This is a genomic window from Paenibacillus sp. BGI2013 (assembly GCF_002843485.1).
Lineage (GTDB): Bacteria > Bacillota > Bacilli > Paenibacillales > Paenibacillaceae > Paenibacillus > Paenibacillus amylolyticus.
The window spans coordinates 52,330-77,940 of sequence record NZ_PJFA01000019.1 but is presented as its reverse complement, the minus strand read 5'-3'; the positions used below and the strand labels follow the sequence as shown (position 1 = coordinate 77,940).

Genomic DNA, 25,611 nt, shown 5'->3' with positions numbered 1-25,611 from the left:
CAATATATAGTAAATACTTAAGATTAAGGGAGACATATTATGACTTTGAGCATTGAGGATAATCAAGAATCTCGAATTTTTATTGGAGCTAGAGATCTTGGTGTACAAGTATATAAAATTTTACCTACATTTGATTTGATATTAAATCAAATAGAGCAGATTAGAAGCGAAGCAAAAGATGTAGCAGTTGATAGCGGAAATATGGAGAAAATGTATCTGAATAAAAAAGAAATGAATCATACCATGGGAATTTTTGGAACGAGAGGCACGGGTAAAACTTCTGTTTTGTATACCATCAAAAATCGACTTAGGGACAATGAGGATGAATGTATTATATACAAGGTAAGTAGGAATATAATCTTACCAATCATCGAGCCTGATCATTTTGGAGATAATACAACAATTTTAGGATCAATTGTTGGCCTATTAAAAAAAGAAGTGGAAAAACAATTACATATTATAAAAAACAAGGTGAAATCGGGATTTGAAAATGATAATGAATATTTCAACAAAGGTTGCTATAGAACAAACAATCCTTTGCAGAACAGTTTAAATGAAGTGATAGAATATCATATGTATACTTCAAGTGAATACAGGAAAATTTTAATTCATCATTATGATGATTTAGCAACGCATATAAAAAAATCCTCTCATCTTCTCACACCCGATGTTGAGTTTAAATATAGATTGCATCAATTAATTTCTACATTAATTGAAAATCAACGCCGATTAATCCAAAAAGATAAGAGTAATGATGAGCCGCTCATATTTCTTTTTATTGATGATATTGATCTAAAGATGAAAAGAAGCAGAGAGTTAATTGAAGCGCTCTTACTGTATGCCAATCATCCTAACGTTATTACAATATTATCTGGAGATTACGATATTTTAAAAGAGTCTATTATGTTAGCTCTTATTCAAGATGAGCAATTAAAGGAGAGTAATTTGACTGTTGAATTTGAAGTTAAGCCCGGCCTAACTCTCCATAGTCGAAAACTTGATCTTGCGGATGAGTACTTAAAGAAAATTATTCCACCCATGAGACGTCATCAGTTAATACGTTGGAATGAAAATACAATTCCGGAGTTTGCTTTTGGCACTATGACTCTAAGCTCTCAATTAAATGAATTACTAGGCTCCGGAAATATATTTAACTATACAACTGATAATAATATTGCATCCAAACCTATCAGGAAGAGTTATAGTATTTTTGATCAAACTCCTAGAGGAATAGTAAATGTGTATTACCGAATTTATGAATTAATCAAAAGCCGACATCTTGATACTATATCCACTAAAGAAGAAGGAAACGAGAGGAATAAGCAAGATGAGTTTAATCATGTTAAATCATTAATTGATACTATAATAATATCCTCTAAAACTCTTGTTGCTAAACAAAAAGAAATTTTAGAGGATTTCTTACAGTGGGGAAATGATGCAACTAGCAGTTACCTCAATTATTCCATATTAGAATCAATAACTAAAAAATTTCAAAGCAAACTAAACCAGAGTGGCAGCTTATCCACTAGCCTTGAGAGCAAAGAAGAGTTCTCGTTATACCTTCAATTAATGATTATAGGTGACTTAATTCAAAAATTATTACCAGAGGTAAGAATTGATGAAAACGACTATAATCGTGTCCTAAATGTATGTTTTAACTTGTTTTTAAAAATTGACAAAGATAGTTCGTCCTCAAACAAGCTAAGAGAAGTATGCAGAACTATTATCAATAATAATGATTTTAGAAATAATTTATTGTTTATTGATCTGATCTCAGACAATGAAAAATTTTTATTAGCCATAAACGAATCTAAATATAAGATTTTATATAGTGACGAGAAATTTTTGCTTGAAACATTGAATAAATTAGTTAATAAAAATAACAAGAGCACGTTATTTCAAGAACTTTTTTATAGACAATATAGTTCAAGAAAATCAGAAGAAGCTGAGAAAATTAAAGACTTTTTTGATTTTATTCAGAAAATTAGTTCTAAAACAGCAGAGCACGATTATTATAAGACTATTTATAAGCCGATTCTTCCCAAAAGGGCAAGTTTGAATGCGCGATATGAAATAGCTGAAAACCAATATTTAGTTATAATTGACTTATTTATAAATATGCTAATGGTCTATAATCATTTATCTCAATCAAATAGTAATTCTAGTATTCATATTGATGAGATCGCTTGGCAAAAGGGGAATAGAGATAAAAATTTAAAGAAAGAGTATCAGTTATTTTATTTTTTCATGAATGCTAGAAAGAGGAATTTAGATTTCAAAAGACTTAACCTGAACCAGAAAAATAAAATTCAAAACCTTATGCTCGATTTCGAAGATACTTTAGAGAGGAAGATATTTGAATCCAATGACAGTAAAATCAAGTGGATAGATTCAGATATAATCGAACTTGAACTTGAAAAATTTATGAATGGAGCAGATGGAGAAAACACAACTTATAAAAAAGTCAAGAAAAACGTTCAATGGTTACTTTTCGTTCAAATCGAAAATACTTCATTACCTAATTATATAGATACTTTCAATACCGTGTTGGATTTGAGCAGAAATTATCATGTTTGGTATGGAAGGAAAGAGGCGATGGATTTAATTAAGGTTTTTCGTGAACAATCGTATCTTAATCTAGATCACTTGGAGAAAGAAATTTGGATATTAATAAAATCATTTAAATATTTGCAGGAAATTAATTCAGAAGATTCTATCGATTATGATTTTCAAAAGGTGAAAAATGAGATAAATGACAAGTTAGATATTGCGTTTGAGCGTGCCAAAAATTTGACTGAAGAAGATTTAAATGTTATTGGATTTGATCTCGAAGATGATGAAGAGATGGAAAGTCAAGGTTCATATTGACATGCTGAAAAAAATTAATATGATACTTAATGTTGCCTTTTTTCCTTTTAAAGATTTATCCTTTTATAACAATAATGATCTGGTTGATATTGCTATAGCTGTTCATGATCAAACAAACAATAAAAAAGCTAAGCAAAGAAACTTTAAATCGATCAAGAAATTTAAAGAAAAGTGCCAACAAAATATTATTTCCAATTGTGAAGTAAATAGTTTAGATGAAATTGATTTAATTCTAGAAAAATTTTATCCTTTTTTTTATAAGAGATATTTTAAAAATGAAAATTTAACTTTACATGAAGTGGAACAGAAAATATACGAGTATTTTTTTTATATTGTAGAGCAATTTTCCAGAGCATTATTAACTCATAGAGATGGTCAAGTTGTTTTTAAATATTGGAAACATGAATATGATATTAAAGGCGAATTTGATGATTTCTGGAATAGTTTTACAGAGTCGGACAAGGTTCATATGTTTAGTGCACTTGGAAGACTATTACCATTGGATTTATTTGTTGCGTCATATTATGTAAATAATAATTTGCACAAATCAATACAACTTAGTAACTTATATCAACACGTAAACCTAGCTGATGCTCCTTTACATGATGTTCTACGTAACGGGGTGGCTGAGAATCATGTACATGCGAGTGCAGCATTTAATTTCTCATTACTTTGGCAATCTTGTATGAATTTTAACGGGAATTTTACTAATAATCATATTGGTAAATATTTGAATGAATTTGAACCCTCTAATACTAACACTTCTACATCATGTAAAGAATATATTTTAACAGCTCAAATATTAAGAATTATTATTGCGCAATATTTAAAAACTTCGACTCATGATGAATCAATATTCGAATGGATTAGATCGAATTTTAGAGGGGATTTGGAAGTTTTTTTCTCGATCCTTTCATCCGAGTCCTCTTTCATGCCAGTAGATGTACTTAAAGAATGCATAGAAAAGTTGAAAAGAGAGTTCAATATAGATAGCTATGATGATCATACAGATTATATTTTCTCAATATTTGAAGAAGATAAGCATATAAAGACATTTGGCGAGAATTTATTTTTGTTTCATGCTATGAAATTCAAGGCAACAATAGAGCATTCAAATAAGAGAACTCAGTCAAGTTTCAATGAGTTTTGTTATTTGTTTTTCCGATATCTTCGTATCAAGAATGAATTTTATCAGCAAGTTCATCAAACTAATACGATTAAAGGTTTAGACTACTTTAGAGCTTATTTTGACAGAGCAACATCAGGATTTAATAAAGATAGTAATGATTATTATCTTGTTATGTTAAGAAATCTGTTTCAAAATCAATATCTCCGTAAGGTTGAACTGAGGCTTTCTATCTTAGGTACAGAGGGGGAAAACAAATATAACATAAAAAAACTTATTTGCGCATATAAACAGATTTTAATCGAGGATTATAATATCAATGAGGATACGGAAGTGATTTTCCCGAGAATAGGTATTGTGTATCACCTTATAAAAATAAAAGACGATATCCATAAGGATTGGCGAGAATTTGAAAAAAATACCCAAAAAATAAAATTTATTCATTATGGAAAAACCCAAAAAAGTTATATCGATAAAGTTAAAATGATTCTTAATTTGAGGAATAAAGTACCATACTTATCAAACTTTATAATTGGTTTAGATGCTGCAAGTTTGGAGAATAATACACCAATTCATGTTTTTGCTCCCGTATTTGAACAAGCAAGAAATAGTGATAATGAATCTATGGTGATAGTAGACAGAGATGGTTTTATTGCTAAACAACAAAGTCTGTTTTTTACTTTTCATGCTGGTGAAGATTTCCGCCACCTACACTCTGGTTTAAGAAGGGTAGATGAAGTCATAGATTTTTGTAAATTTCATTCAGGTGATCGTATCGGACATGGTATAGCCCTTGGAGTTTCGGTAGAAAAATGGGTTGAAGAAAACGAAGTTATTGTTATGCCAAGAGGGGAATATCTGGATAACTTATTATGGACGTGGGGAGTTTATACTAAAGTTTCTGATATAAACTATAGAACATATGCTTATTTGCAACACAAAATATATAGTATAGCTAAGAATATTTTTTGTGAAGAATACGACTCTTCTCTTTCAGTTGAGTTGCTATATGAGGTGTACAGATTACGATTTAATCATATAGGAGAAACGCTATCTAAGCCTCAAGATATTTCTATTGACGAGTGGATAAAGAGAAACGAATGGAGCGATTCTGACCCTAAGTGGAGCCTAAATCGGTTGATTAGAGTATACCATGATGAGAAATACCTAGAAAAATTAATGGAACCAATATTTATAAGTACTTCTGAGATCGAGGCAGAAATGACTGTAGATATGCAAAGGTATGTCAGAAAAAAGGTGGCGACAACTGGAGTGGTTATAGAAGTGAATCCTACATCTAATTATGCTATAGGCAAGATGGAGTCGTATAGTGAAAATCAATTTTTTGATGTTAACTTAGTAAATGATAGTAATTTGTCTAACATTATGATAAATATTAACTCAGATGACCCAATAGTGTTTAATACAAATGTGAGTAACGAAATTGCTTACTTGTACTATGGGATGCTGGATAAAGGATTAGGAAAAAACACAGCATTGAATTGGATTGAAGATATACGAAAATCTGGAATGGATACATCTTTTATACGCGATAATATTAGTAATTTTGATTATATTCGCCAATTAAATTGCTTAATTGATTCTTTAAATGACCCTAATTATTGTGAATAACAGTTAAATATATATGGATATTTTGAGATGTATTCCAAATATCCATATATTTTTTGTAACTGGGTAAATCATCGCCGTTTGTGTTTTAGGTATTAGATAATGTCTCTGATTTCTACAGATTATGATGGATATTTAAGTAAGACAGTTTTTAAATGGTCGAGGCATTGTTGAAATATATAAATCTCTCTGATGATTAAAAAAAGATATTGCGAACGCTTACATTATGTGCTAACATCACCATAACAACAGGATTGTAACCGTGTTTAGGGCAATACCTGTGTCAGTTCATTCGTTGGTTGTTTGTTCATCAAACGATTGATTGCGTTTACATTTTCATATGGAATGAACCTCATTCCTCAGGGTTGTTACTGATTGCAGGCAAAACCTGAATTGAGGGCAGTAGACCACGCTAAAGCGATGTCTGTTTGCCTTCGGTTCAGGTTTTTTTATATAAAAAAATGCCTGATGGCATGACCGCAAGCGCCGTAGCAGATATTTCGAGCAGAAAGGAGCGCAGCAGATTTAATTTTTCCTAAATAGAGATATAGACTCATCCAGACATTGGAATACTGATCTTAGATACGCATCTCAAATGGACATTCCAATGAACTTATCCCATCACACACTATTCGACAGCGAGGAGATTTATGACATGAAAACCATTAAACGTTCGATTGCTGTAGCAACAATTCTGGGGTTATGTGTATCCGCTCTACCAGCTTATGCAGCAGGCAATACAGGACCTTCTTCTTCAGCAGCGATGGACAAGCTGATCCAATCCGAGCTTATTCGCGGTAGCGGTCAAGGTGTTAATGCAGCTTATCTGAACAAAAAGGCTACACGCATTCAGGCCGCAGTACTTTACTTGCGTTTGTCAGGATTGGAGAAAGAAGCACTCGCTTATCAGGGATCGGAAACGTACGACGATGCGGCTCAGGCAGGCAAAGTATTGCAACCGGTCGTTGGTTACTTGAAGCAGCATCCATATGTGTCTGAGATCGTAACAGGAACGGAGAAGTTTGAACCTAATGCACCCCTTACAGCGGAAGGTTATGCCGAAATGCTGCTGAAGGTGCTTGGATATGAAGCAGGTACGGATTATGAGCAGGGATCGGCTTCCACCTATGCAGCTGGTAAAGGAATCAAGGCGCTTCAAGGGAAGGGCGCGAGTCAACTTACCAACCGCCTGATGGCAGAGGCAACCGCACAGGCATTGCAGATACAGCTCAAGAATGGCAGTGGAACTTTGGAGCAGAACTGGTTGAAACATAAAGAAGCTGGAGCGTTCCAACCTCAAACGGTGCAACAGACCAAGTATGGCGCGATTGATGGCAAAACCTATGAGCAATATGGCACACTCGGCTGGCTCGGTGTTCCATACGCGGCACCTCCGGTAGGGGAACTGCGCTGGAAAGCCCCGCAAGAACCGGAATCATGGACAGGAACGAGATCGGCTAAGGAATTTGCAGCGAACAGCTTGCAGATCTCTGGTAAAAATACTGTAGGCAGCGAGGATTCGCTGTATCTCAATATCTGGCGTCCCGACACAACCAGTTCGAAACTTCCGGTTATGGTGTTCCTGCACGGCGGCGGGAATATGACCGGATCAGGTAAAGATTTTCAAGGTGAACAGCTTGCACGGAGCACCAACAGCATTATCATTTCAGTGAATTACCGTTTGGGAGCCCTTGGATTTTTCGAGAATGCAGCGCTGAAAACAGGCAATGCCCTGGATGACTCAGGTAACTATGGTCTGCTTGACGCATTCCGTGCATTGGAGTGGGTACAGGATAATATCGAAGGGTTTGGCGGAGATACAGGCAATGTTACATTAGCCGGACAATCTGCTGGTGCACGTGATGTGCTGGCAACTCTGATCTCGCCACTTAGCAAAGGATTGTATCAAAAAGCAGTTGCTTTCAGCGGAGGATTGACGACAGCATCACCGGAAGAAGGCGAGCAAAAATCCGAGGATGTACTTGTGAAGCTACTCGTGCAAGAGGGGAAAGCGGCTAATGCAGAAGAAGCAAAAGCATGGATTGGCAAGCAATCTCAGGCACAGCTGGAGAGCTATCTGCGTGAACTGCCTGCGGACAAGCTGGTCACAGCGTTTGGTGCAACCGCAATCCGTATGGACCCATTCCCGCATCTGTTCCGTGATGGCACAGTGATTCCAAAAGAAGGATTTGACGCCATCAATAATGGCAATTACACGAAAGTCCCTGTATTGCTCGGCAGCCTGGAAACGGAGTTCTCTGGTTTTGCCTTCGGTGATCCAAACTTCTCTCCATCCATCACGGATGAGACTCTGTTTACTGATAAAACCAAGGCGGAACAATATGCTGCTGCGTTGAAATACGGTAGCGAAGCTTATGCAGGCTTTAATGCAGAGCGTGTAGCGGAGCAATTGACCAGTGAAGCAGGTCAGCCACCGGTATATGCGTATCGTTTTGCATGGGGCACACAACCTGGGGTCATCTCTGAGCGTTTGCTCACGTTACTGGGCGCACCACATGGTGCGGATATGGACTTCTATACAGGACACGCAGACGGAATTGCTGCCTATTTCCCTGATGGGTACTTTAGCGATACAAACAAACCAGGACGTGATCAGTTGTCTGCCGCGATGGCAGCATATCTGAAGCAGTTCCTGTACACAGGCAATCCAGGCACGGGTGGATCACCTGATCTAGCGGCATGGACATCTTGGACGAAAGATGCTCAAGCCCCAATCATGCGTCTGGATGCTAGCAATACAACGGCAGAGATTGGCATGTCCACACAATATAATCAAGGCAAAGACGCCGTTATGGCAAAGATGAAAAAAGAATTGCCTGAAGAAACGTATAAACTGTTGACGGAAAAAGTGTTCGCAGGTCGTTTCTTCTGGGAATAAGGATCACCGGATAGGAAGGTATATATAGATAAATTGAAGCCAAGGGAGCATGCTCTCTTGGCTTTTTATACTGTTCGTTATGCTTAATTATGGTATTGTTGTAAATATAAATTAATAGAATGTCGGAAAGGGGAAACGTAAAGTTATGATTAGCTCTATAGGTATTGCTGGGATTATAACGCTATTAATTTTCTTTATTATGATTGGTCTTGTATTATATCTGGTTTTCTATCTTGTGATGAAGAGGTCTGGCGTCAAAGAGGAAGTATCCGCATTAAGGATGGAAGTACAAGTGTTACAAGAGGAAGTAGAGCGGAACAGGAGGGAATTGGAAAATATGAAGCGTCGATAACCTTTGCAGCATTATATGTGGGTACGTGGAATAGTGCGTACAATAGTATGAGAGGTCAGGGGCTCTACGCCCCCACCAACTCAATATAACGTGAAACCGCTCATTTCAGCCTTTACATACTAAGGACATTTGATCTATTTCTTGGCAAAAAAACTAAGTGTTCCTGTGCTTTCATCTGCACTCACAAACAGGCTGCGTCCGTTAACACGATGAATTCCCTCTGGTGATTCTCCAGCTGTAGGAATCAGACCCAGGTAGTCCGGATTGACCGGATCAGCAAGATCAAAGAACAAAATGGCATCTGCCCGTTCGGAAGCGACCGCGGCATATGTTGTGCCGTCTACAGTAGCAACGGTCAGATTCTCCACTTCACTTCCCTTGTTGGGACTGCGATCATCGGGATACAAGCCGACCATAGCTGTTGCCTCGTCAATGAGGTTCTGGCTATCGTACATCCGCTGGCCTTGCAGATCCCAGACAGCGATATTACGTCCGCCTGCTTTTACACCATCCTCAAATTCATTCTTGCCCAAATCCCCTTCGTTAGCTGTCAGCAGGTATTTACCATCTGCCGAGAAAGCAATCCCATCCGGTTCATAACGAGCGGTCAACGTCTCTTTAAACTGAACGATACCGTCATCCTTCAGATCTGCTTGATGTGAAGTAGTACCAAGCGCGAAGATCGAGCTGATTTTTTTTGTCTCCAGATTTACGATGGCAACGACATTGTTTTCCTGTAGCGTGATAGCTGCTGTTTTGTTATCTGGACTAATGGCAACATACTCTGGTTGTGGATCATGCGGATAGATGGCGCCTTCTACATTGTCCAGAGAGACCGGCAAGTTGGTGATCTCACCCTCCAATACGTTCCCGCCAGCAAAAGATACTACCATAATGCTACCCGAACGTTTGGTATTGGCATAGTCAATTTCATCCGCAGCTGTATTCAGCTCTTCATCCTCTATGGCGATCACCGCATGCAGACCGTCAGGTGACAGTGCAATCGAGTCAGGACCAATACCGAGTTCATACGTTTTGACGGTTTTGTAGGTTGTCAGATCCACAATGGCAAGTAACCCTTTGTTTGCTTCGCTGTCTGTATCCCCTGTACGAATAACAGCAAGACCGTATTTGCCATCTTTGGATACCGTTACACTGGTGACTTCAGCTTTGGCGGAGAGGTCATGGAAGCTGACTGTCTTTAATACGTTAATGTTTTTCAAGTCAGCAATATCCAGTATGGCAATGCTACCATTGTCCGCTTCGGTTACGAGCAGGCGCTGTCCATCTGGCGTAGAGGCTGATATTTCTGCTTTGCCACCAGGCATCTGAAACGATGCGGTCTGTTCAAAACCGGATTTATTTTGTTTCAGGATCAGTTGATCCGTAATTAATTTTAGCGTTTGTGGAGATACATACGTTGTACCTTTGGTGATGTAACTTTTACCGTCCAAAGGAGTTTTCACACCGTTGATGGTGGCTGAAGACGTCCCTACAGGAAGTTGTACTTTAGTATCTGCGATCTGGATATCAACACTGCGACTGCTTCCGTTCCATGTGACCGTACCCTGCATATTTTGGATGGCTGTGCGCAGTATGACATGATCGTTGGCGGGTTTAGTTGCGTCAGCGGCATGAATCATTGATGTGTAGCTGGTTGCTCCTGCGGTAAGAATGGCAGTCATCGACAGAACGGCAAGCCATTGATTTCTCTTTTTCAATGTTCCAGATCCCCTTTATCGTTTCGTATGTAATGAGTTGTACAATTGTTATAGTATAGGGAGCTTATGTTAAGGAGAGGTAAGAGAAGTCTGTGATTTGTGTAAAAGGTTAGATAAGAGATATTTTTCCAAATTGGATATGTAAGTTAGTGTATAAAATGATGTTGCCACATGAAGAAAAAAGCAGACGTGAGCCTTCATATATATAGGACTGGTCGAACGGGAGAAAATACGCTAGAATTATAATTGAGAATCATTATCAATTAATTCGGGCTTTCTTTACTGACAAGTCTGATCAAGATATAGGCGAGGTGAATACCATGCGCACGGATGATGCATTAGGCGTAGTATATCAGCATTACCTGACCCAGGAACCTTACAGTCAGCAAGATGAACACACGTATCTGCTCTCTCCCAAGGCGGGTAGCGGTAAGGTCAAAAGAGTGACAACTTACAGTGGCATTGAGATTTTATATTCCCAGGTTGAGTATCATCAGCCTTATCCAACGTATTTTGCATCCGAAACGCCCATTGTGGAATTGCAATTTGCCTTGTCAGGAGAGCGGAATGTGGATATATCCGGTCAGGATTATTCATTATCGATAGGGCAAGGGGCCCTTATTTTTATGCATGATTTCGAAGCGTGGTTCCATCCTCCGGCAAGGGAGCTGTATACGTCTTTTTCGCTGGGGATTCCAGTTGCTCTGTTCAATTATGCTGCGGCGCAACTGGGCGGTTTCAAGTCGATTGCGTTTAATCAGGTGTTGGGACGAAAAGTGTTTAAGCCAATTGTATTTCAATTGGATAATCGGATACGAACGATGATCGACAGTTTGATTGTGGAATTAAACAACAGTTATCGATCATCCTTAATGATGGAAGCGACAGCCTTGGAGATCTTGAATCGATTTATGATCCAACTGTTTGATCTGGCGCCAATCCCCGCGGGACTCTCCAGAGAGGACATCCGGAAGTTACATAAGGCACGGGAGATTATGGAGGCCTGTATGGTAGATCCTCCATCTTTGTTAACATTGTCCAGACAAGTAGGTCTTAACGATTTTAAATTAAAAAAAGGATTCAAGGCACTTTTCGGAAGCACGGTGTTCGAATATTTGCGTCAGGTTCGTCTCGACAACGCCATGAAGTTGTTGCGCAATCAGGATAACAACGTCACCGAGGCCGCGATTGCGGTCGGTTACAGCAATGTCAGTGCCTTTTCGCAGCAATTTTATCGCAAATTCGGCGTGAAGCCTTCCGAGATGAAAAAGATTTATTAATAAATCCGTCTTGCCGTGAATTGTTCCGTATAGAGGCAGTGGGGATTCATTCAGCCTTGTATACTCCAGGTACAGTGGGTACTGTACTGAAATATAGAGGAGTGTACAAACATGAATAGAATCAGAGGAAGTATTTTTTTTAGCGTATTTGCAGCCATGTTGGGTCTGATGCTAATTGCACCCATTATGCCACCACTTATTCGCGAGTTGGGCATGAAAGAAAGCCATTCCGGTCTTATTATCTCGCTTGGGTCCATTATGATGGCTGTCATGGCTCCGGTATGGGGCAGATGGAGTGATATAAGAGGAAGAAAACCCATCATATTGATTGGATTCATAGGTATGTCTGTGAGCTGTGCATTATTTGCACTGGCATTGTACGGGGGATTAAATGCATGGATCGGAGGGGGGCTCCTGTTAACCCTTCTGATTGTGACGCGCAGTCTGATCGGCATGTTCATTCCGGCGGTGCTGTCTTCTGCCCAAGCCTATATGGGTGATGTGACAGAAGGTGAAGAGCGGGGAAGTGGAATGGCGATTATCAGTGCTGCGAATGGACTGGGCCTTGTATTTGGACCTGCGATTGCAGGAGCTTTTACCCTTATCGGTATGCTCTGGCCGCTTTATTTTGGCATTTTTATAGCGATAGCTGCGTTTATTATTGCCTTACTGTTAATCCCGTCAGCCAAACCGGTCATTCAGGCAAAACCGCCTAAAGTCAACCCGTTCCAACGCGGTTTACGAATGTACCTTGCTGCCGGCTTGGTCACGATGATGGGTATCATGACACTACAGGTTGTCGGGGGATTTTATTTTCAGGATCAACTGGCTCTATCCTCAGCGGCGACGGCCCGAATGGTTTCGTTTGGACTCATGTTCTCTGGAGCAGCGATGTTGATCATGCAGGTCATTCAGATGAAATGGTTGAAATGGCAGCCACGCCCAATGATTTTGCTCGGGTCCCTTTTCCTGATCGCAAGTATGATCCTGTTTTTGGTCTTTAATGTGTTATCCATGTATTATTTCTCGTTTTTCCTGTTTGGCATGGGTTCGGGTCTGATGATGCCGGGGTTCATGGCAGGTGCTTCGCTGGCAGTTAGCAAAGAACAGCAGGGAGGTGCAGCGGGATTGGTAGCAGCGATTCAGGGGATATCCGCCGTCATTACGCCTTTACTTACAACGACACTTTATCAGGTGGACAAACATGTTCCATTTATGCTCGTAGCTGTTCTGGTTGTCTTGCTGGCAATCATGATGCTAGGAATGAGGAAGAATCAATCCAATACTGTAGCGGACCCCATTCATTCGTTATAGTCAGACAAAGTCAGAAGATCAAATAAGGTCAAAATAAAAGAAAATAGGATCTATTTTAAAATATTGAACCATGATGAAAGAAAATCGGTTTTTTTGGTCTTTTACAGACTTTGAGCCTTATTTGCACGGGTATTATAATAATCAATGTAAGCAACACCAATAAACCAACCACACAAAAGGAGCTGATTTTCATGTTTGATCTGATTCCGTTTCGTAAACGAAATGAAGACCCGTTCGGACACATGTTGAAATCCTTCAATGACATGGTTGAGAACTCATTCCTCTCCCCTTTTGGAACTGGCTCCCAGCCATTCCGGACCGACATTCGTGAGGAAGAAGACAAATATTCGGTAGAAGCCGAGCTTCCGGGCATCGCCAAAGAGGACATAGACATTCAGGTCCAAGGTAATGAATTGATTATTCGTGCCAAACGCAATGATATAGTGGAGCAGAAGGATGACTCCAATCGAATCATACGGCAGGAGCGCCGTTCCGGCGAGTTTATCCGGCGATTCTATGTTGATCATATTGATGAGGAGCACATTAAGGCCAAATTGGAAGAAGGTGTGCTGAAGCTCGAGATTCCAAAACGTCCTGGTGATGATCAATCTCGCAGACGCATTCAGATTGACTAAACCAGATGCAAAATGTGTAGCTGAAGAAGTTGAGCTATCCCTTTATGGTAATAGGCATGGAAGAACATCTGTAAAGATGTTTTGTCATGTTGTCCCATGAAGGGATTTTTTACATAACCGGGTTAATGGAATTGAATATGAATTGTGCTGCATAGGAATGTAGCGGAGAAGCCGGATACGGCATCCAAGTTAACACGAATCTGATCGGCTGCATTAGTGAAACTTAGCTGTAAACAAACGTTAGATGCCTCCACAGGGGAGAACATCTCTTGCTGAATATGTTCAAAATGGAAGTGCACCTGCTGTTCCCATTCCTGATCAGCATTATGCGTTAGCACAAGAGAGAGGGATTGTATATTTTGGACTGTTTCCAGCTGCACATCCGTAATTTCGTCATAATGGAAGGGAGGGAAATAGCCCAGAGTTTCGATTACATGTTGCGCTCCGAGAATGGAAGCCAAAGGAGAAAATTCACGTTCCAACCTCCGAATATCCATTAACTGTGCCTCGTACTGAGGACTTGTATAGAGCAGGAGAGAGTCTGGTTCGCATTCCACGACTGTTCCGATAAAAGCAGCCCAGTTCGCGGTACCTTCCTCACCAACGGTAACAAGCAGTTGATCTTGAGCAAGCAAGTCGATTGCCCTATTGGTATGGAATTTCACTCGAAAACCTTGTCCCTGTATCTGCCAGGGAGTCTGGGGTGCATACCAGAATGGTTCCCGCTCTACGGATCGGACGCTGACGTTTAATGTCCATGCTCTGTTCATTAGACTACCTCCAATTGCCACAAGCTGCGTGGCATCATCTCCACCTGTCTGTATTATTTCTCTGCTGCTGCTTGCATCAGGGCATAAATCTTACGTGTGGTATTCACATTTCTAACCGTCATATAAGCATAGACTTTGGAACCCACAAGCTTGTTCATGCCACTTTTGGACGCATCTTCTCTGCTGACTGAATATAAAATCGCTCCGGGAACATAGATCAGTGTACCAATTTCCGGTTTGATGGGCAGCTGGTCCAGCACGGAGGGCTCATTGATCTCATCCCAGAGGAACATCACATCACTTTTGGCTGTGTCATCATTAACCCATTCTTCTGGCAGCGCCTGAATAACGGATTGAATTTCATCCATATTCCGCACCATTACCCTGATCTGTAAGCCAAAATCGGCGGCGATGGCCTGCTCTAACACATGGGATATCTCCACATTCGCATTGGCATGTTCCTGATGATCGGCAAAAATAATATTGCCAGAATTGATGTAGGTAACGACATCCAGCATGCCTGCTTGTTCAAACGTTTCTTTCAGCTGTTTCATATTGATTTTATTGTTCCCGCCTACATTTATGCCCCGCAACAAGGCTACATAGATCATATGGACGCCCCTCCAATTCCTTCAATTCACCGTTTTAACAAAATGACAGATACTCGAAAAGATGAGCGGTATATTCTTCTCCCAACAGATCTTGCAATAAAGGTTCCACTTGCTCCAGATACTCGGGCTTGGTTTCATAGGTTTCTTCATCTTTTACTTCTCCGGCATAGGTGCGCGCCGCTTCAATCAGGATGGCTAGTGCACTGAAAAAGTCTGATAGTGAATCAGCAACACGGTTTGGTTCTCCACCTGTAAAAGCGGCATATACGGGAGAGTTTGGTGCTTCCACATCTACAATTAACGGATCATCGTTAAAGTTTGCGATGACAACGTGATTTTTTGGCCAAGTGGAGGACTCCTCATAAGGTTCATTCATGCCAATCCAGCGGAACCCCAGTTGCTGACGAAGCAGATGTTCAGGTGCAACAAAGGAAATCAGTGCGGCATCACCGATTTCGACGGCGGCATTTTTCATTTTGAGTGTACCTTCCGCATCCGCATCCATCATTTCATAATGACTGTACAGATACTGAAGTTCTGGAGAAAGAGGTATTCGTGTATCCACTTCCGGCTGGTGATATTGTTCGCGGGGACGCAGATCATGATTTTTGAAAAGTCCATAAGCTTCATTATATAAATCCTGCTGTTCCACCAAACGGCTCAAGGCCGCATCCAGTTGTTGCATGATGTCTGAGTCCTCCTAATAACATTGATATAATAACAGGCCGATTCGTTTGATTCTTGGCTATAAGCATTATACTATATCAAAGATAAATTCAAAAAAACATTTGAATACGTTTACATTCATTAGTGGACATGATATACTTTCACTCAAATAAGGATTGTTACTGCTTCGGGCAGGCAAAACCTGAACATCACTATGCGTGGACTTTGTTCCATTCATAATGTTGTTCGGGTTTTTTTGCATTCTACGGTCCATATTAAGGATAGAAAAACAGAGGACGTACTTATTTCCAACCCAACTAACATCACGCTGTACAGAAGAAAGGGGAGCATTATGAACAAGAGAAAATGGTTAAACGGTTTTGCCGCAGGTTGTCTCAGTATCATCCTGGGAATTAGTGGATGCGCATCCAAAGCGCCACAAACCGCGAGTGACACACCAAATCAGGCGACAGAGCAGACAGAGAATGAAACCCAGGAACCTGCAAACAACCAAGCTGCCAAAGGCAGAACAGTGATTACAACCGACGGTGAGGTGGATGATATGAACTCCGTCATTCGTTTCCTCTTATATTCGAATGAGATGGACCTTGCCGGAATTGTACTGACCAGCTCGGTGTATCATTATGCTGGAGACGAGGAAGCAGGGATCAAGCCGTTCCGCTGGACAGGCACACAGTGGGTGTACGATATGATCGATGCCTATGGCGAGATCTACCCGAACTTATCCAAACATGCGGATGGGTACCCGGAGCCGGAACAGCTTCGAGCGATGACCAAGATCGGTAATATTTCCGATAAAGGGGAGATGGAGAAGGAAACCGAAGGTTCCGAGTTCCTCGAAACTCTTTTCCTCGATGATGACTCCCGAGACCTGATTGTTCAGACATGGGGGGGCACCAATACCACAGCCAGAGCGCTAAAATCGATTGAAGAACAGTACAAAGATACGGCCGAGTGGGATACGATTCGCAAAAAAGTCAGTGACAAACTGGTCCTGTACATCATCCTCGATCAGGATGACAGCTACAACGAATACATTGCGAAGAATTGGCCGGATATCCGCATTCTCAACGACCAATCGAACTTCTGGCATTTTGCCTATGCATGGAAGATGCATGCCGAAGAAGTGAACAGTAAGCTTCATGGCGACTGGATGGTCAAGAATATTCTGAACGGACATGGCAAGCTGATGGATATGTATGCATCGATGGGTGATGGTAAAATGATCGAAGGCGAACTAGCCGAAGAACAACGGGGAAGTGCTGAGTATCTGAAGAACAATCCACAATATGACAAGTACGATTTTATATCTGAGGGTGACTCTCCTTCCTTCTTTTATCTGATTGATAATGGGCTGCGCAGTATGGAAGACCCTTCCTACGGCGGTTGGGGTGGACGCTTTGGAGTTGTGAACGACAAGCTGTTTAGAAACAATGTGCTTGATTACGATCCGTACACCAAACGCTATGAAGCCGAATACTCTCTGATGAGATGGTTTGACGATGTGCAGGATGATTTTGCAGCACGTGCAGACTGGGCAGTTGCAGACACTTACGAAGGTGCCAACCATAATCCGTCTTTAACGATTAAGGAAGGGGTGGATCTTAGTGTTAGTCCTGGGGAGGAAGTTACTCTTCACGCGGAGGGGAAAGACCCGGATGGAGATCAACTGACCTATACGTGGTGGAGATATTTCGAAGCGGACACTTATGAGGATTCCAAAGTAACACCGAACAAAGTTCAGCCTGAAATGGCGGGTGACCTGCAGCTTGGATTGCATCGTGAACTTGCCAAGGATGAGCAGGTGGATACGATAAAATTACAGGGCAGTGACACCGAAGCGGTGACATTTACCGTTCCTGACGATGCCAAATCGGGGGATACCCTTCATATCGTTGCCGAAGTACAGGATGATGGAGAGCATCAGTTGAAGCATTATCAACGTGTGATCCTAACCGTGAAATAAAGAAATAGAGGGGCAGTCCCAAAAGTCATCAACATGGCTGGCGGGACGCCCCTCTTATTTGTGTAGTTTGATCGTAAATGATCCGTTAACGCTGGATGCCTGACCAGAAGACTTTCCAGGTGATCGCCAAAGCTTGTTCATAGGATTGCCGTGTCTCATACACGAGCTGTATATCCAATCCATCCATCACGGTGACAAAAGCTACGGTGGCTTCTTCCGGACTCAGGCTTATATCGGAATGTCTGGTGAATACGGCTGCCAGCTCTTCTTTCAATGTCCCGAGGTACGTTCGATACTGGGCCAGCACAAAATCATGCACCTCCAGCGGTGTGATAAAGGACAGGATATACATAAAAGCGACGTTTGGATGAGTCAGAAAGCGATTTTTGTGTTCATGCAAAAAGGCATATAGCTGCTGATCCAAAGTTTGGGTAACAGACTCGCTGAAGAATTGGCGTACAAACTGCTGTTCCTCCTGCACAACTTCCTCATATAACTCCAGCAATAACGCTTTTTTGGATGAATAATGATAAGCCAGGGATTGCTTGCGAATGCCTGCCTCTTCGGCAATCTGCGCCATCTTGGTCCCCTCGTAACCCAGACGATTAAAATGTTGAATGGCAATTTCCTTGATTCGTTTTTTACTCAATGTCTACCTCCAGTTGGCGAGCTGTATACCTCTGCTGTTTTTGGGAGTATACCAAATATAACAAGATATATACCACAAAAATGCCTATAGAGATAGCATACACCACCGTATAGGAAAATGCAGAAGCCACCACGCCCAGGATCAACGAACCACCGCCAATTCCGAGGTCAAAGAAGTTAAAGAAGGAAGCCATCGCACTTTCGTGCTCATGTTCTTCTACAAGATTCACACACCAGGTCTGAATGGCCGGGAATATGGCACCAAAACCAAAGCCATATAATGCGCCGGCGATCAGGAATTGCACATCACTCTGGGCGATAATCAGAACCAGTAGCCCCGCGATTGCAAACACGGCAGAAGGTAACAACACGGAACCTGGTCCCCATCGATCAAACATTTTCCCCGAAAATAGTCGAACGGCGAAGCTGGCGATGGCAACGATGAAGAAAAACCAGGCTATATTCTCGAACCCTCTTTCGGCGGCAAATAAAGCCACAAAGGACATGATTGAACCCGCTGCAATGCCAACGAGCATAATGAGAAGGGAAGGGAAAAGTACCTTCTTTTCAATCAGTTTCACCGAAGGGACATGAGTTTGCATAGACTCGCTACTACCTTCTGTTTTCGGCTTTCTGGATACAAACACTGTCATTAGGAGAGCTAACAGCAAAATGCACATACCTCCCATAAACAGGCTCTGGTAGTCGTACCTAAACAACAGGCTTGTTCCAATCAATGGACCGATGGATATAGCGACTGTCTCCCCTACGCCGAAATACCCCATACCTTCTCCCCGGCGATCTCTTGGTATGTTTTCAGTGGCAATCGTTGCAAAATATGTCGTTGCCAAACCAAATCCGAATCCGTGGATCACTCGAAATACAAGAATCATCCAAATACCTGACGATAGGTAGTATGCGCCTGTCATTAATGCACAGATAGTGATGCCGATAATCAATAGATATTTTTTATCTATTTGAGCTGCTAAAACAGAAGTGAAGGGTCGAATCAAGATGGCAGAAAACATAAATACGCCGGTAACAAGCCCAATTTGGGAGGCTTCGCCACCAAGACTTGAGACAAACAAAGGCAAGGTGGGAAGCAACATTTCAAATGCCATAAACAATAATGCGTTGGCTAACATGATAAATAGGAATGATCTTCCCCAGAGTTGCTGAGGTGTAGAGCTATGTGTTGAAGTACTCATGGTTTTCCTCCGTAATATTGATCTCTGTCGCGCGACATGTTGAACTGATTTTACCTGACGATCGTCAGATTGTAAAGCGCGTATTCAGAGCAGGGGTTCATGATTTTTAGGTGGATGAGAGAAGTTATTAATTATTTTTAATTCATATCCCAACATTTTCCGGTATACTAATCAGATAAAATGATTCAAGTGAATACTACCTCGGAGAGGTGATATGTAGTGACTGTTGATATACTTGTAAGAAATAATGTTAAGGTACTTGGCTCGGGTAGCCAAACGATTGTATTTGCTCATGGTTTTGGATGTGATCAGGATATGTGGCGTTACATTATTCCAGGTTTTATGGAGAACTACCGTGTGGTGTTGTTTGATTATGTTGGATCTGGCGAATCTCAAATTAACTATTATGATGCTATCAAATATAGCAACCTTCAAGGATACGCCCAGGATGTGCTGGAAGTTATGGAAGCGCTCGAACTAAAGGACACCATATTTGTCGGGCATTCCGTCAGTAGTATGATTGGTATGCTGGCATCGATTCAGAACCCCAAATATTTCAAAAAAATTATAATGTTAGGGCCCTCCCCACGTTACGTGAATGATCTGCCGAATTATTATGGAGGTTTCGATCGGAATGATATCGATGAATTACTTGAGATGATGCAGATGAATTTTATTGGGTGGGCGAGTTATCTGGCACCCATTGTGATGAACAATCCGGAACGGAAAGAGCTGACGGAAGAGTTGGAGAAAAGCTTCTGCTCCAGAGATCCGCATATTGCGAGACAATTTGCCGAAGTGACGTTTTTATCGGACTGTCGTATTGATCTGGAGCAGGCAACTGTGCCAACATTAATTCTTCAGTGCTCGGATGACAGCATTGCCCCGGTAGAAGTAGGGGATTATTTACACGCTCATCTGAAGAATAGCCGATTGCAACAGATGACGGCCAAGGGACATTATCCGCATCTAAGTCAACCGGAAGAAACCATCCGAATGATTAAGGATTATTTAACGAGCGCATAAAAAGCGGAAGAAAGGCAGTTATTCCATGGATATACAATTAGATCTGGCTCCCTGTGGATACTTCTCTATCTCTGATTCGGGCGTCGTACAGTCGGTTAATCAAACTTTGCTTACGATGCTTGGATATGAACGCGATGAGCTCATAGGGCAACATATTGAATCCACCATGTCGGTGAGCAACAAGGTGTTTTTCCATACGTATTTCTATCCCTACATCCAGTTATATGGACATGTGGACGAGATGTACTTCACGTTCCGTACCCGTGATCAGCAGGCTGTTCCTGTTCTGCTTAACGGTGTTCGCCAGACCCGTAACGGGGAAAGCGTTGTGGATTGTGTCGTTGTAGTCATGCGTAAGCGAATCGAACATGAGAAGGATATTCTGCATACCAAAACGAAGCTACAAGAGTTGTATCAAGCGACGCAAGAAGCGAACAAGGAGCTTGAACGACTGCATGAGGAATATAAAATTAAAGAGCAAGCGTTAATCAAAGTGAATGATCAGTTGGAGACACTGGCTTCCACCGACTTGTTGACAGGATTGAAGAACCGCAGGTTCTTCCAGGAAAAAATGCTTGAAAGCTTGATGATGTTCCAGGAGAAACAACGTTATTTCTCCCTTCTTGTTGTGGACATTGATCATTTCAAAAGCATTAATGATACGTACGGACATCCGATCGGAGATCTGGTGCTCGGCAATCTGGCAGGGCTGCTGCAAACGGTATCGCGAAGTACGGATGTGGTTGCACGTTACGGTGGAGAGGAATTTGTTGTCATTCTTCCAGATTGTGAAGAGGAGCAGGCGATTGGTATTGCAGAACGATATCGTTCACAGGTTGCTTCAGCCGACTGGGGTGAATATAACATTACTGTGAGTATCGGTGCGGCCACTGTAGTAGAGGAAGATACGGAAAAGTCCTTGTTCCAAAGAGCGGACAACGCCCTGTATGCCTCCAAAACCGGAGGACGAAACCGGGTGACACATGCAGCTCAGATGGTAAAAAGTTAAGGATTGGTTTGCATCAAAAGAAAGCAAAAAGGAGCCTGTGTATGATGAGGGAGATGATCCCACATGCACAGGCTCCTTTTATTGTAAGTTGAGATGGCAGACTCAGGGTTAATCTATCGCGGAGCAAGGTAACCATACACCTTAGCCGGAGAGTTCGCCTGAGGACGAAAATCTTCGCTCGGTTCATCCATAAATGCCGGGTTCACATATATGGAGTGTGCATCATTGCCAGATCCCTTGATGTAGGCAGCGATGCCGGAGTAGGCTTTATTTTTCCAAACCCACAGGGCATCTTCCTGCTCACCTGGTGAGTAGTAGACATTATGGTCAAACACATTGCCGGTATTGCTAGTATATTCGTTGTATATTAGTACTTCCGAGCTGCCTGATACGAGAATGTTACGCATGAATGTATTGTTCTTTGTCCGTGACTGCATGAATAACTGTCCATTGCCTGCATTCAGGGTATCATTTCCCACAAGTGTATTGTACATAATCTTGCTATCCTCGGTAGCTCCTCGTTCCTCGTCATAACCTCCCATGGCAATACCCGTCAATCTGTTGGAATAAATCAGGTTATCACGCACGGTAATGTTGCTGGTTGAACGTCCGGCATGCTCTGATGCAATCTCAATTCCGATATCGCTCCGATATACCCGGTTCTGGTCGATGATATGATCTTTCCCGCCATCTACGTAGATGCCGCCGGCCGAGTTGGTATCATTGGGCAGGTCTGTACCGTAGGAGGGATTGTTATTGGACGTAATATCGTATACTTCGTTTCCTCGTACAATGCCGTTCCGAGCCTGATCGTACGTGTCGTCCTCGGACGTACCCTCGTACCCGATCAGATCAATACCAATATTATCGGAATCATGGATGATATTGTCCTGGATGGCAAAGGTATCAACATTACCGTTGACTGCGAGTGACTCGCTTGAACCAAGTGTAAGATCATACAATTCATTATCCTTGATGATGATATCGCGTAAAGCTTGAGGGTGCTCTGTGCCATATATGGCAATACCGTGGGCATCCCTGCCCCGCAAATCGGGACCTTCAGGAGTTGCGTAACTAGCAATCGCGTGTATGGTGTTGCCTAACAGCTGAATATGCTCACCTGCTCCGTGGACATAAATCCCGGTTGGAACTTGGCCCCCAAGTGTGGTTGTGAAATTACGAATTTCGAGATTTTGAATCGTGATATAACTGGCATTTTCAATTTCAATTAACCCTTCAATGCCCCGGACAGATAAACCTTTACCATCAATGATAACCTGCTCCTGAGGATAACTTGAAAATAGGGTTGGATTAGCGGAAGAATTACCGCTCCGGGTGATTTTGACTTTCTGATGATAGACACCTTCACGCAAATAGATCGTGCTTCCTGGCGAAGCGTGGTCGGCTGCGTGCTGCAACGTTTTCCAAGGAGATTGAATGGTTCCTTTATTCGAGTCGTTTCCTTGGGGTGATATGTAATGGATGACCTGGGGATCAGACTTTTGAACAGAAACGGGTTCCTTCATGGCAGATGTCTGATTCTGACAACCGGATACAAGCACCATCAGAATCGGAATCATAAGTATAACTACGCGAATCAAATCGTTTCCCCCTTGAATTTAGCTTTGAAGATAGATTATAGCAGATTTGAACGGGTTAATAACCCATGATATGCTCTTATAAAATCAGCGAGGAGACTGCTCATGAATACATTAACGATAGCTGAATTAGTAGATCGGGAGAATCACGCATGGGAAGAACTCAAGGAACTCCTGAATAGCGGGCAAAATACATATGTGTATGTTCCAGCAAAACAAGAGGCTGGAGAGGATACCCTCTATCGTCTGCAAATAAGCACCAAATCCTATTTGGGGGCTGTTGCTTATGAGACAGAAGGTATTGTACTGGACCATGGTTGGATTACTCTGCTTGGTGCGGGTGGTGACAGTACATCGGGGAGTCTCACCAGTTGGAATGGTGTGAGTGAGCAACCTTGGGTAGATGTGCTGGAAGGTATGATGGTCGTTGCATATGATGCGGCAGGCGGTTTCTTCGGACTGGATACAGGCAAGTATGGCCGCACGGGACACATATATTATTTTGCACCGGATACACTCGAATGGGAATCGACAGAACTGGCATATTCAGGTTTCATCAACTGGCTGGCGAATGGTGATCTGGAGCAGTTCTATCGGACCTTTCGCTGGAAAGGCTGGCAAGAGGATATGTCTCAGCTCGAGACAGGACAAGTATTCGCGTATTACCCACCACTTTGGACGCAGGAAGGTGAGGGCGAGAGCAGTAGTAAAGCCCCAATTAGCATAATGGAGGCCTGGAAGTTCGCACTGGACGGGAAGTAGTTGGCATGCTGCTGTAGGGCGAAATTAGAAAAGTAAACGGTAAGTTCAAGTTCATTGAGTAATCCCCTTTTAAAAAAACGGCATTTCTGTTCCAAACTAAAAAAGGCTCGCGCTTGGCGCAAGCCTTTTTGTTCTGAACTTTAAACATCAAATATCAATTGTCCAATGTAACAGGTTTAATGCTTGAGCGTGAAGCTCTGCTATGCCAGATGGTCAACCCGAGTGAAACAACGCAGACGAGCAACAGACAAGCATACACCACATGATAAGCTTCCTCGACCGAGACTCCCGGAATACTGTGTAGCAGCAGCCCACATACGGCTACAGACACCGAACCACCGAAGAACTGAATCAATTGTAACATGCCCATACCGAAACCGATTTGCGCTTTGGGCAGCACACGTGACGCTTCATTATTCAGTGAAGCCATGGAGGCTGACAGTGCCGGTGAGAAAAAGAGATAACCACTGGTAATGATCAGGGCGGATTGATCCAGTTCGAGCATGAATAAAGCAAGTACCGCTGCGAGCAGGGTGTGTCCGATGATCATAAATCGCATATTGCCATAACGGTCGATCCAGCGTCCAACAAAACGGGTGCAGAATGCTGCAACAATAGCTCCAGGTGCAATCAGCAAACCAATGGCGAGCGAAGAGCGCCCATATAGATCAGCAAGCACAAGCGGCATCAAAAACAGATTGCCCAGATTCACCACCAGCACGCAGAATCCGATAAGGATTAACCGAGTATATCCTGGCGTTCGGAACACTTGTGGATTCACAAACGGAAGACTCGCTTTCCGAATATACAGGAGGTGTACAACAAGTGAAATAACGCCAATGGCAAACCACAACCAGGACTGCTGGGTGATCGCGACCAGAAGTGTAGTGGCATTAATGACGGTTAGTATGGCACCAATAACATCGAACGGCTGATCTGTTTTGACTGTTTCCCGTGGAAGGAAATAGAGCAATACAGGCAGAGCGAGCAAGACAAGCACCGTTATGGCAAAAAGTCCGTTCCAGCCCCAGTATTCGCTAATGAGTCCGCCGACAATGGGGCCAAGTCCAAAAGCCATGGCGCTACCTGATGAGATCAGCGCGATGGCAGCTCCGAGTCGTTCCACTGGGATGTAACGACTTGCAATGACGAGACCCAGCCCGGCCATAACTCCTGCACCCGCAGATTGTAGTATGCGTGTCAGCAACAAGATCGCGAAGTTATGCGCGAACAATCCGAGCAACGAAGATAACCCCAGGATCAGAAGCCCGACCGTTAACAGTTTGCGTACCGGGATACGGTCTGACAATCGACTGTAGATCACCGTCGACAGGGCGTAACCAATCGAATAACTTGAGATGACCCAAGACCCCAGGTCCGAGGTAATCTGCAGATCATGAATAATGACTGGCAAAGAAACATTGAACATGGTGGTATTCATCACAACGATGAACAAGCAGCATGTCCAGATTGGCATGACAATTTTATCTTTCACGGTACCA

The 25,611-nt window shown here is 42.2% G+C and carries 18 protein-coding genes; 10 read left to right on the top strand and 8 right to left on the bottom strand.

The window, feature by feature from the left end; all coding sequences use genetic code 11:
• Nucleotides 1-39: 39 nt before the first annotated feature.
• The 3 genes from CXK86_RS29180 (at nucleotide 40) to CXK86_RS29170 (ending at nucleotide 8,522) form a co-directional block, all read left to right on the top strand.
• Entirely contained in the window at nucleotides 40-2,868 is a 2,829-nt protein-coding gene (locus CXK86_RS29180; protein WP_101315007.1) for a P-loop NTPase family protein, read from the top strand.
• Between the two features lies 1 nt (nucleotide 2,869).
• Nucleotides 2,870-5,626, top strand: a complete 2,757-nt coding sequence (locus tag CXK86_RS29175; RefSeq protein WP_144029844.1) for an amidohydrolase family protein — start codon at nucleotides 2,870-2,872, stop codon at nucleotides 5,624-5,626.
• Between the two features lie 652 nt (nucleotides 5,627-6,278).
• The gene (locus CXK86_RS29170; protein ID WP_101315005.1) at nucleotides 6,279-8,522 is read left to right on the top strand and encodes a carboxylesterase/lipase family protein; all 2,244 of its coding nucleotides are present in this window, start codon (nucleotides 6,279-6,281) and stop codon (nucleotides 8,520-8,522) included.
• A 486-nt stretch (nucleotides 8,523-9,008) separates the two neighbouring features.
• On the opposite strand, the gene CXK86_RS29160 is transcribed toward CXK86_RS29170, so the two are convergent.
• The gene (locus CXK86_RS29160; RefSeq protein ID WP_101315003.1) at nucleotides 9,009-10,595 is read right to left on the bottom strand and encodes a choice-of-anchor I domain-containing protein; all 1,587 of its coding nucleotides are present in this window, start codon (nucleotides 10,593-10,595) and stop codon (nucleotides 9,009-9,011) included.
• 320 nt (nucleotides 10,596-10,915) lie between these two features.
• Here CXK86_RS29160 and CXK86_RS29155 point away from each other — a divergent pair, with 320 nt between their 5' ends.
• The 3 genes from CXK86_RS29155 (at nucleotide 10,916) to CXK86_RS29145 (ending at nucleotide 13,824) form a co-directional block, all read left to right on the top strand.
• Nucleotides 10,916-11,875: a helix-turn-helix transcriptional regulator gene (locus CXK86_RS29155; protein ID WP_101315002.1), complete on the top strand. Its 960-nt coding sequence runs from the start codon at nucleotides 10,916-10,918 to the stop codon at nucleotides 11,873-11,875.
• Between the two features lie 111 nt (nucleotides 11,876-11,986).
• On the top strand, nucleotides 11,987-13,189 hold the full coding sequence (locus tag CXK86_RS29150; RefSeq protein ID WP_101315001.1) for an MFS transporter: 1,203 nt from the start codon (nucleotides 11,987-11,989) through the stop codon (nucleotides 13,187-13,189).
• A gap of 191 nt (nucleotides 13,190-13,380) precedes the next feature.
• A complete protein-coding gene (locus CXK86_RS29145) occupies nucleotides 13,381-13,824 on the top strand; it encodes an Hsp20/alpha crystallin family protein (RefSeq protein ID WP_036617413.1) in 444 nt (147 codons plus the stop codon).
• Nucleotides 13,825-13,946: 122 nt separating this feature from the next.
• On the opposite strand, the gene CXK86_RS29140 is transcribed toward CXK86_RS29145, so the two are convergent.
• Genes CXK86_RS29140 through CXK86_RS29130 form a run of 3 tightly spaced genes read right to left on the bottom strand, consistent with a single transcriptional unit; the run spans nucleotide 13,947 to nucleotide 15,890 of the window.
• Nucleotides 13,947-14,594 carry an Imm50 family immunity protein gene (locus tag CXK86_RS29140; RefSeq protein ID WP_036617416.1) on the bottom strand — a complete coding sequence of 216 codons (648 nt, stop codon included), beginning with the start codon at nucleotides 14,592-14,594 and terminating at the stop codon, nucleotides 13,947-13,949.
• Nucleotides 14,595-14,647: 53 nt separating this feature from the next.
• Nucleotides 14,648-15,205: a DUF1697 domain-containing protein gene (locus CXK86_RS29135; RefSeq protein ID WP_101315000.1), complete on the bottom strand. Its 558-nt coding sequence runs from the start codon at nucleotides 15,203-15,205 to the stop codon at nucleotides 14,648-14,650.
• Nucleotides 15,206-15,239: 34 nt separating this feature from the next.
• On the bottom strand, nucleotides 15,240-15,890 hold the full coding sequence (locus CXK86_RS29130) for a hypothetical protein (RefSeq protein WP_101314999.1): 651 nt from the start codon (nucleotides 15,888-15,890) through the stop codon (nucleotides 15,240-15,242).
• A gap of 333 nt (nucleotides 15,891-16,223) precedes the next feature.
• Here CXK86_RS29130 and CXK86_RS29125 point away from each other — a divergent pair, with 333 nt between their 5' ends.
• Nucleotides 16,224-17,858: a DUF1593 domain-containing protein gene (locus CXK86_RS29125; protein ID WP_076252780.1), complete on the top strand. Its 1,635-nt coding sequence runs from the start codon at nucleotides 16,224-16,226 to the stop codon at nucleotides 17,856-17,858.
• Between the two features lie 85 nt (nucleotides 17,859-17,943).
• Here the strand turns inward: CXK86_RS29125 and CXK86_RS29120 are convergent, their stop codons facing one another.
• Entirely contained in the window at nucleotides 17,944-18,507 is a 564-nt protein-coding gene (locus tag CXK86_RS29120; RefSeq protein ID WP_076252779.1) for a TetR/AcrR family transcriptional regulator, read from the bottom strand.
• The gene (locus CXK86_RS29115; RefSeq protein WP_076252778.1) at nucleotides 18,500-19,714 is read right to left on the bottom strand and encodes an MFS transporter; all 1,215 of its coding nucleotides are present in this window, start codon (nucleotides 19,712-19,714) and stop codon (nucleotides 18,500-18,502) included. Before CXK86_RS29115 ends, CXK86_RS29120 begins: the two co-directional genes overlap by 8 nt.
• A gap of 219 nt (nucleotides 19,715-19,933) precedes the next feature.
• Between CXK86_RS29115 and CXK86_RS29110 the strand changes: the two genes are divergently transcribed.
• Nucleotides 19,934-20,740, top strand: coding sequence for an alpha/beta fold hydrolase (locus tag CXK86_RS29110; RefSeq protein WP_036617433.1), 807 nt, complete (start codon nucleotides 19,934-19,936; stop codon nucleotides 20,738-20,740).
• A 25-nt stretch (nucleotides 20,741-20,765) separates the two neighbouring features.
• Nucleotides 20,766-21,749, top strand: a complete 984-nt coding sequence (locus CXK86_RS29105) for a sensor domain-containing diguanylate cyclase (protein ID WP_076252777.1) — start codon at nucleotides 20,766-20,768, stop codon at nucleotides 21,747-21,749.
• Between the two features lie 113 nt (nucleotides 21,750-21,862).
• Here CXK86_RS29105 and CXK86_RS29100 read toward each other — a convergent pair whose 3' ends face one another.
• Nucleotides 21,863-23,350 (bottom strand): right-handed parallel beta-helix repeat-containing protein, encoded by a 1,488-nt coding sequence (locus tag CXK86_RS29100; protein WP_076252776.1) that lies wholly within the window; start codon nucleotides 23,348-23,350, stop codon nucleotides 21,863-21,865.
• A gap of 102 nt (nucleotides 23,351-23,452) precedes the next feature.
• Between CXK86_RS29100 and CXK86_RS29095 the strand changes: the two genes are divergently transcribed.
• Entirely contained in the window at nucleotides 23,453-24,109 is a 657-nt protein-coding gene (locus CXK86_RS29095) for a DUF2625 family protein (RefSeq protein WP_076252775.1), read from the top strand.
• A 154-nt stretch (nucleotides 24,110-24,263) separates the two neighbouring features.
• On the opposite strand, the gene CXK86_RS29090 is transcribed toward CXK86_RS29095, so the two are convergent.
• Nucleotides 24,264-25,604: an MFS transporter gene (locus CXK86_RS29090; protein ID WP_076252774.1), complete on the bottom strand. Its 1,341-nt coding sequence runs from the start codon at nucleotides 25,602-25,604 to the stop codon at nucleotides 24,264-24,266.
• Nucleotides 25,605-25,611 lie beyond the last annotated feature (7 nt).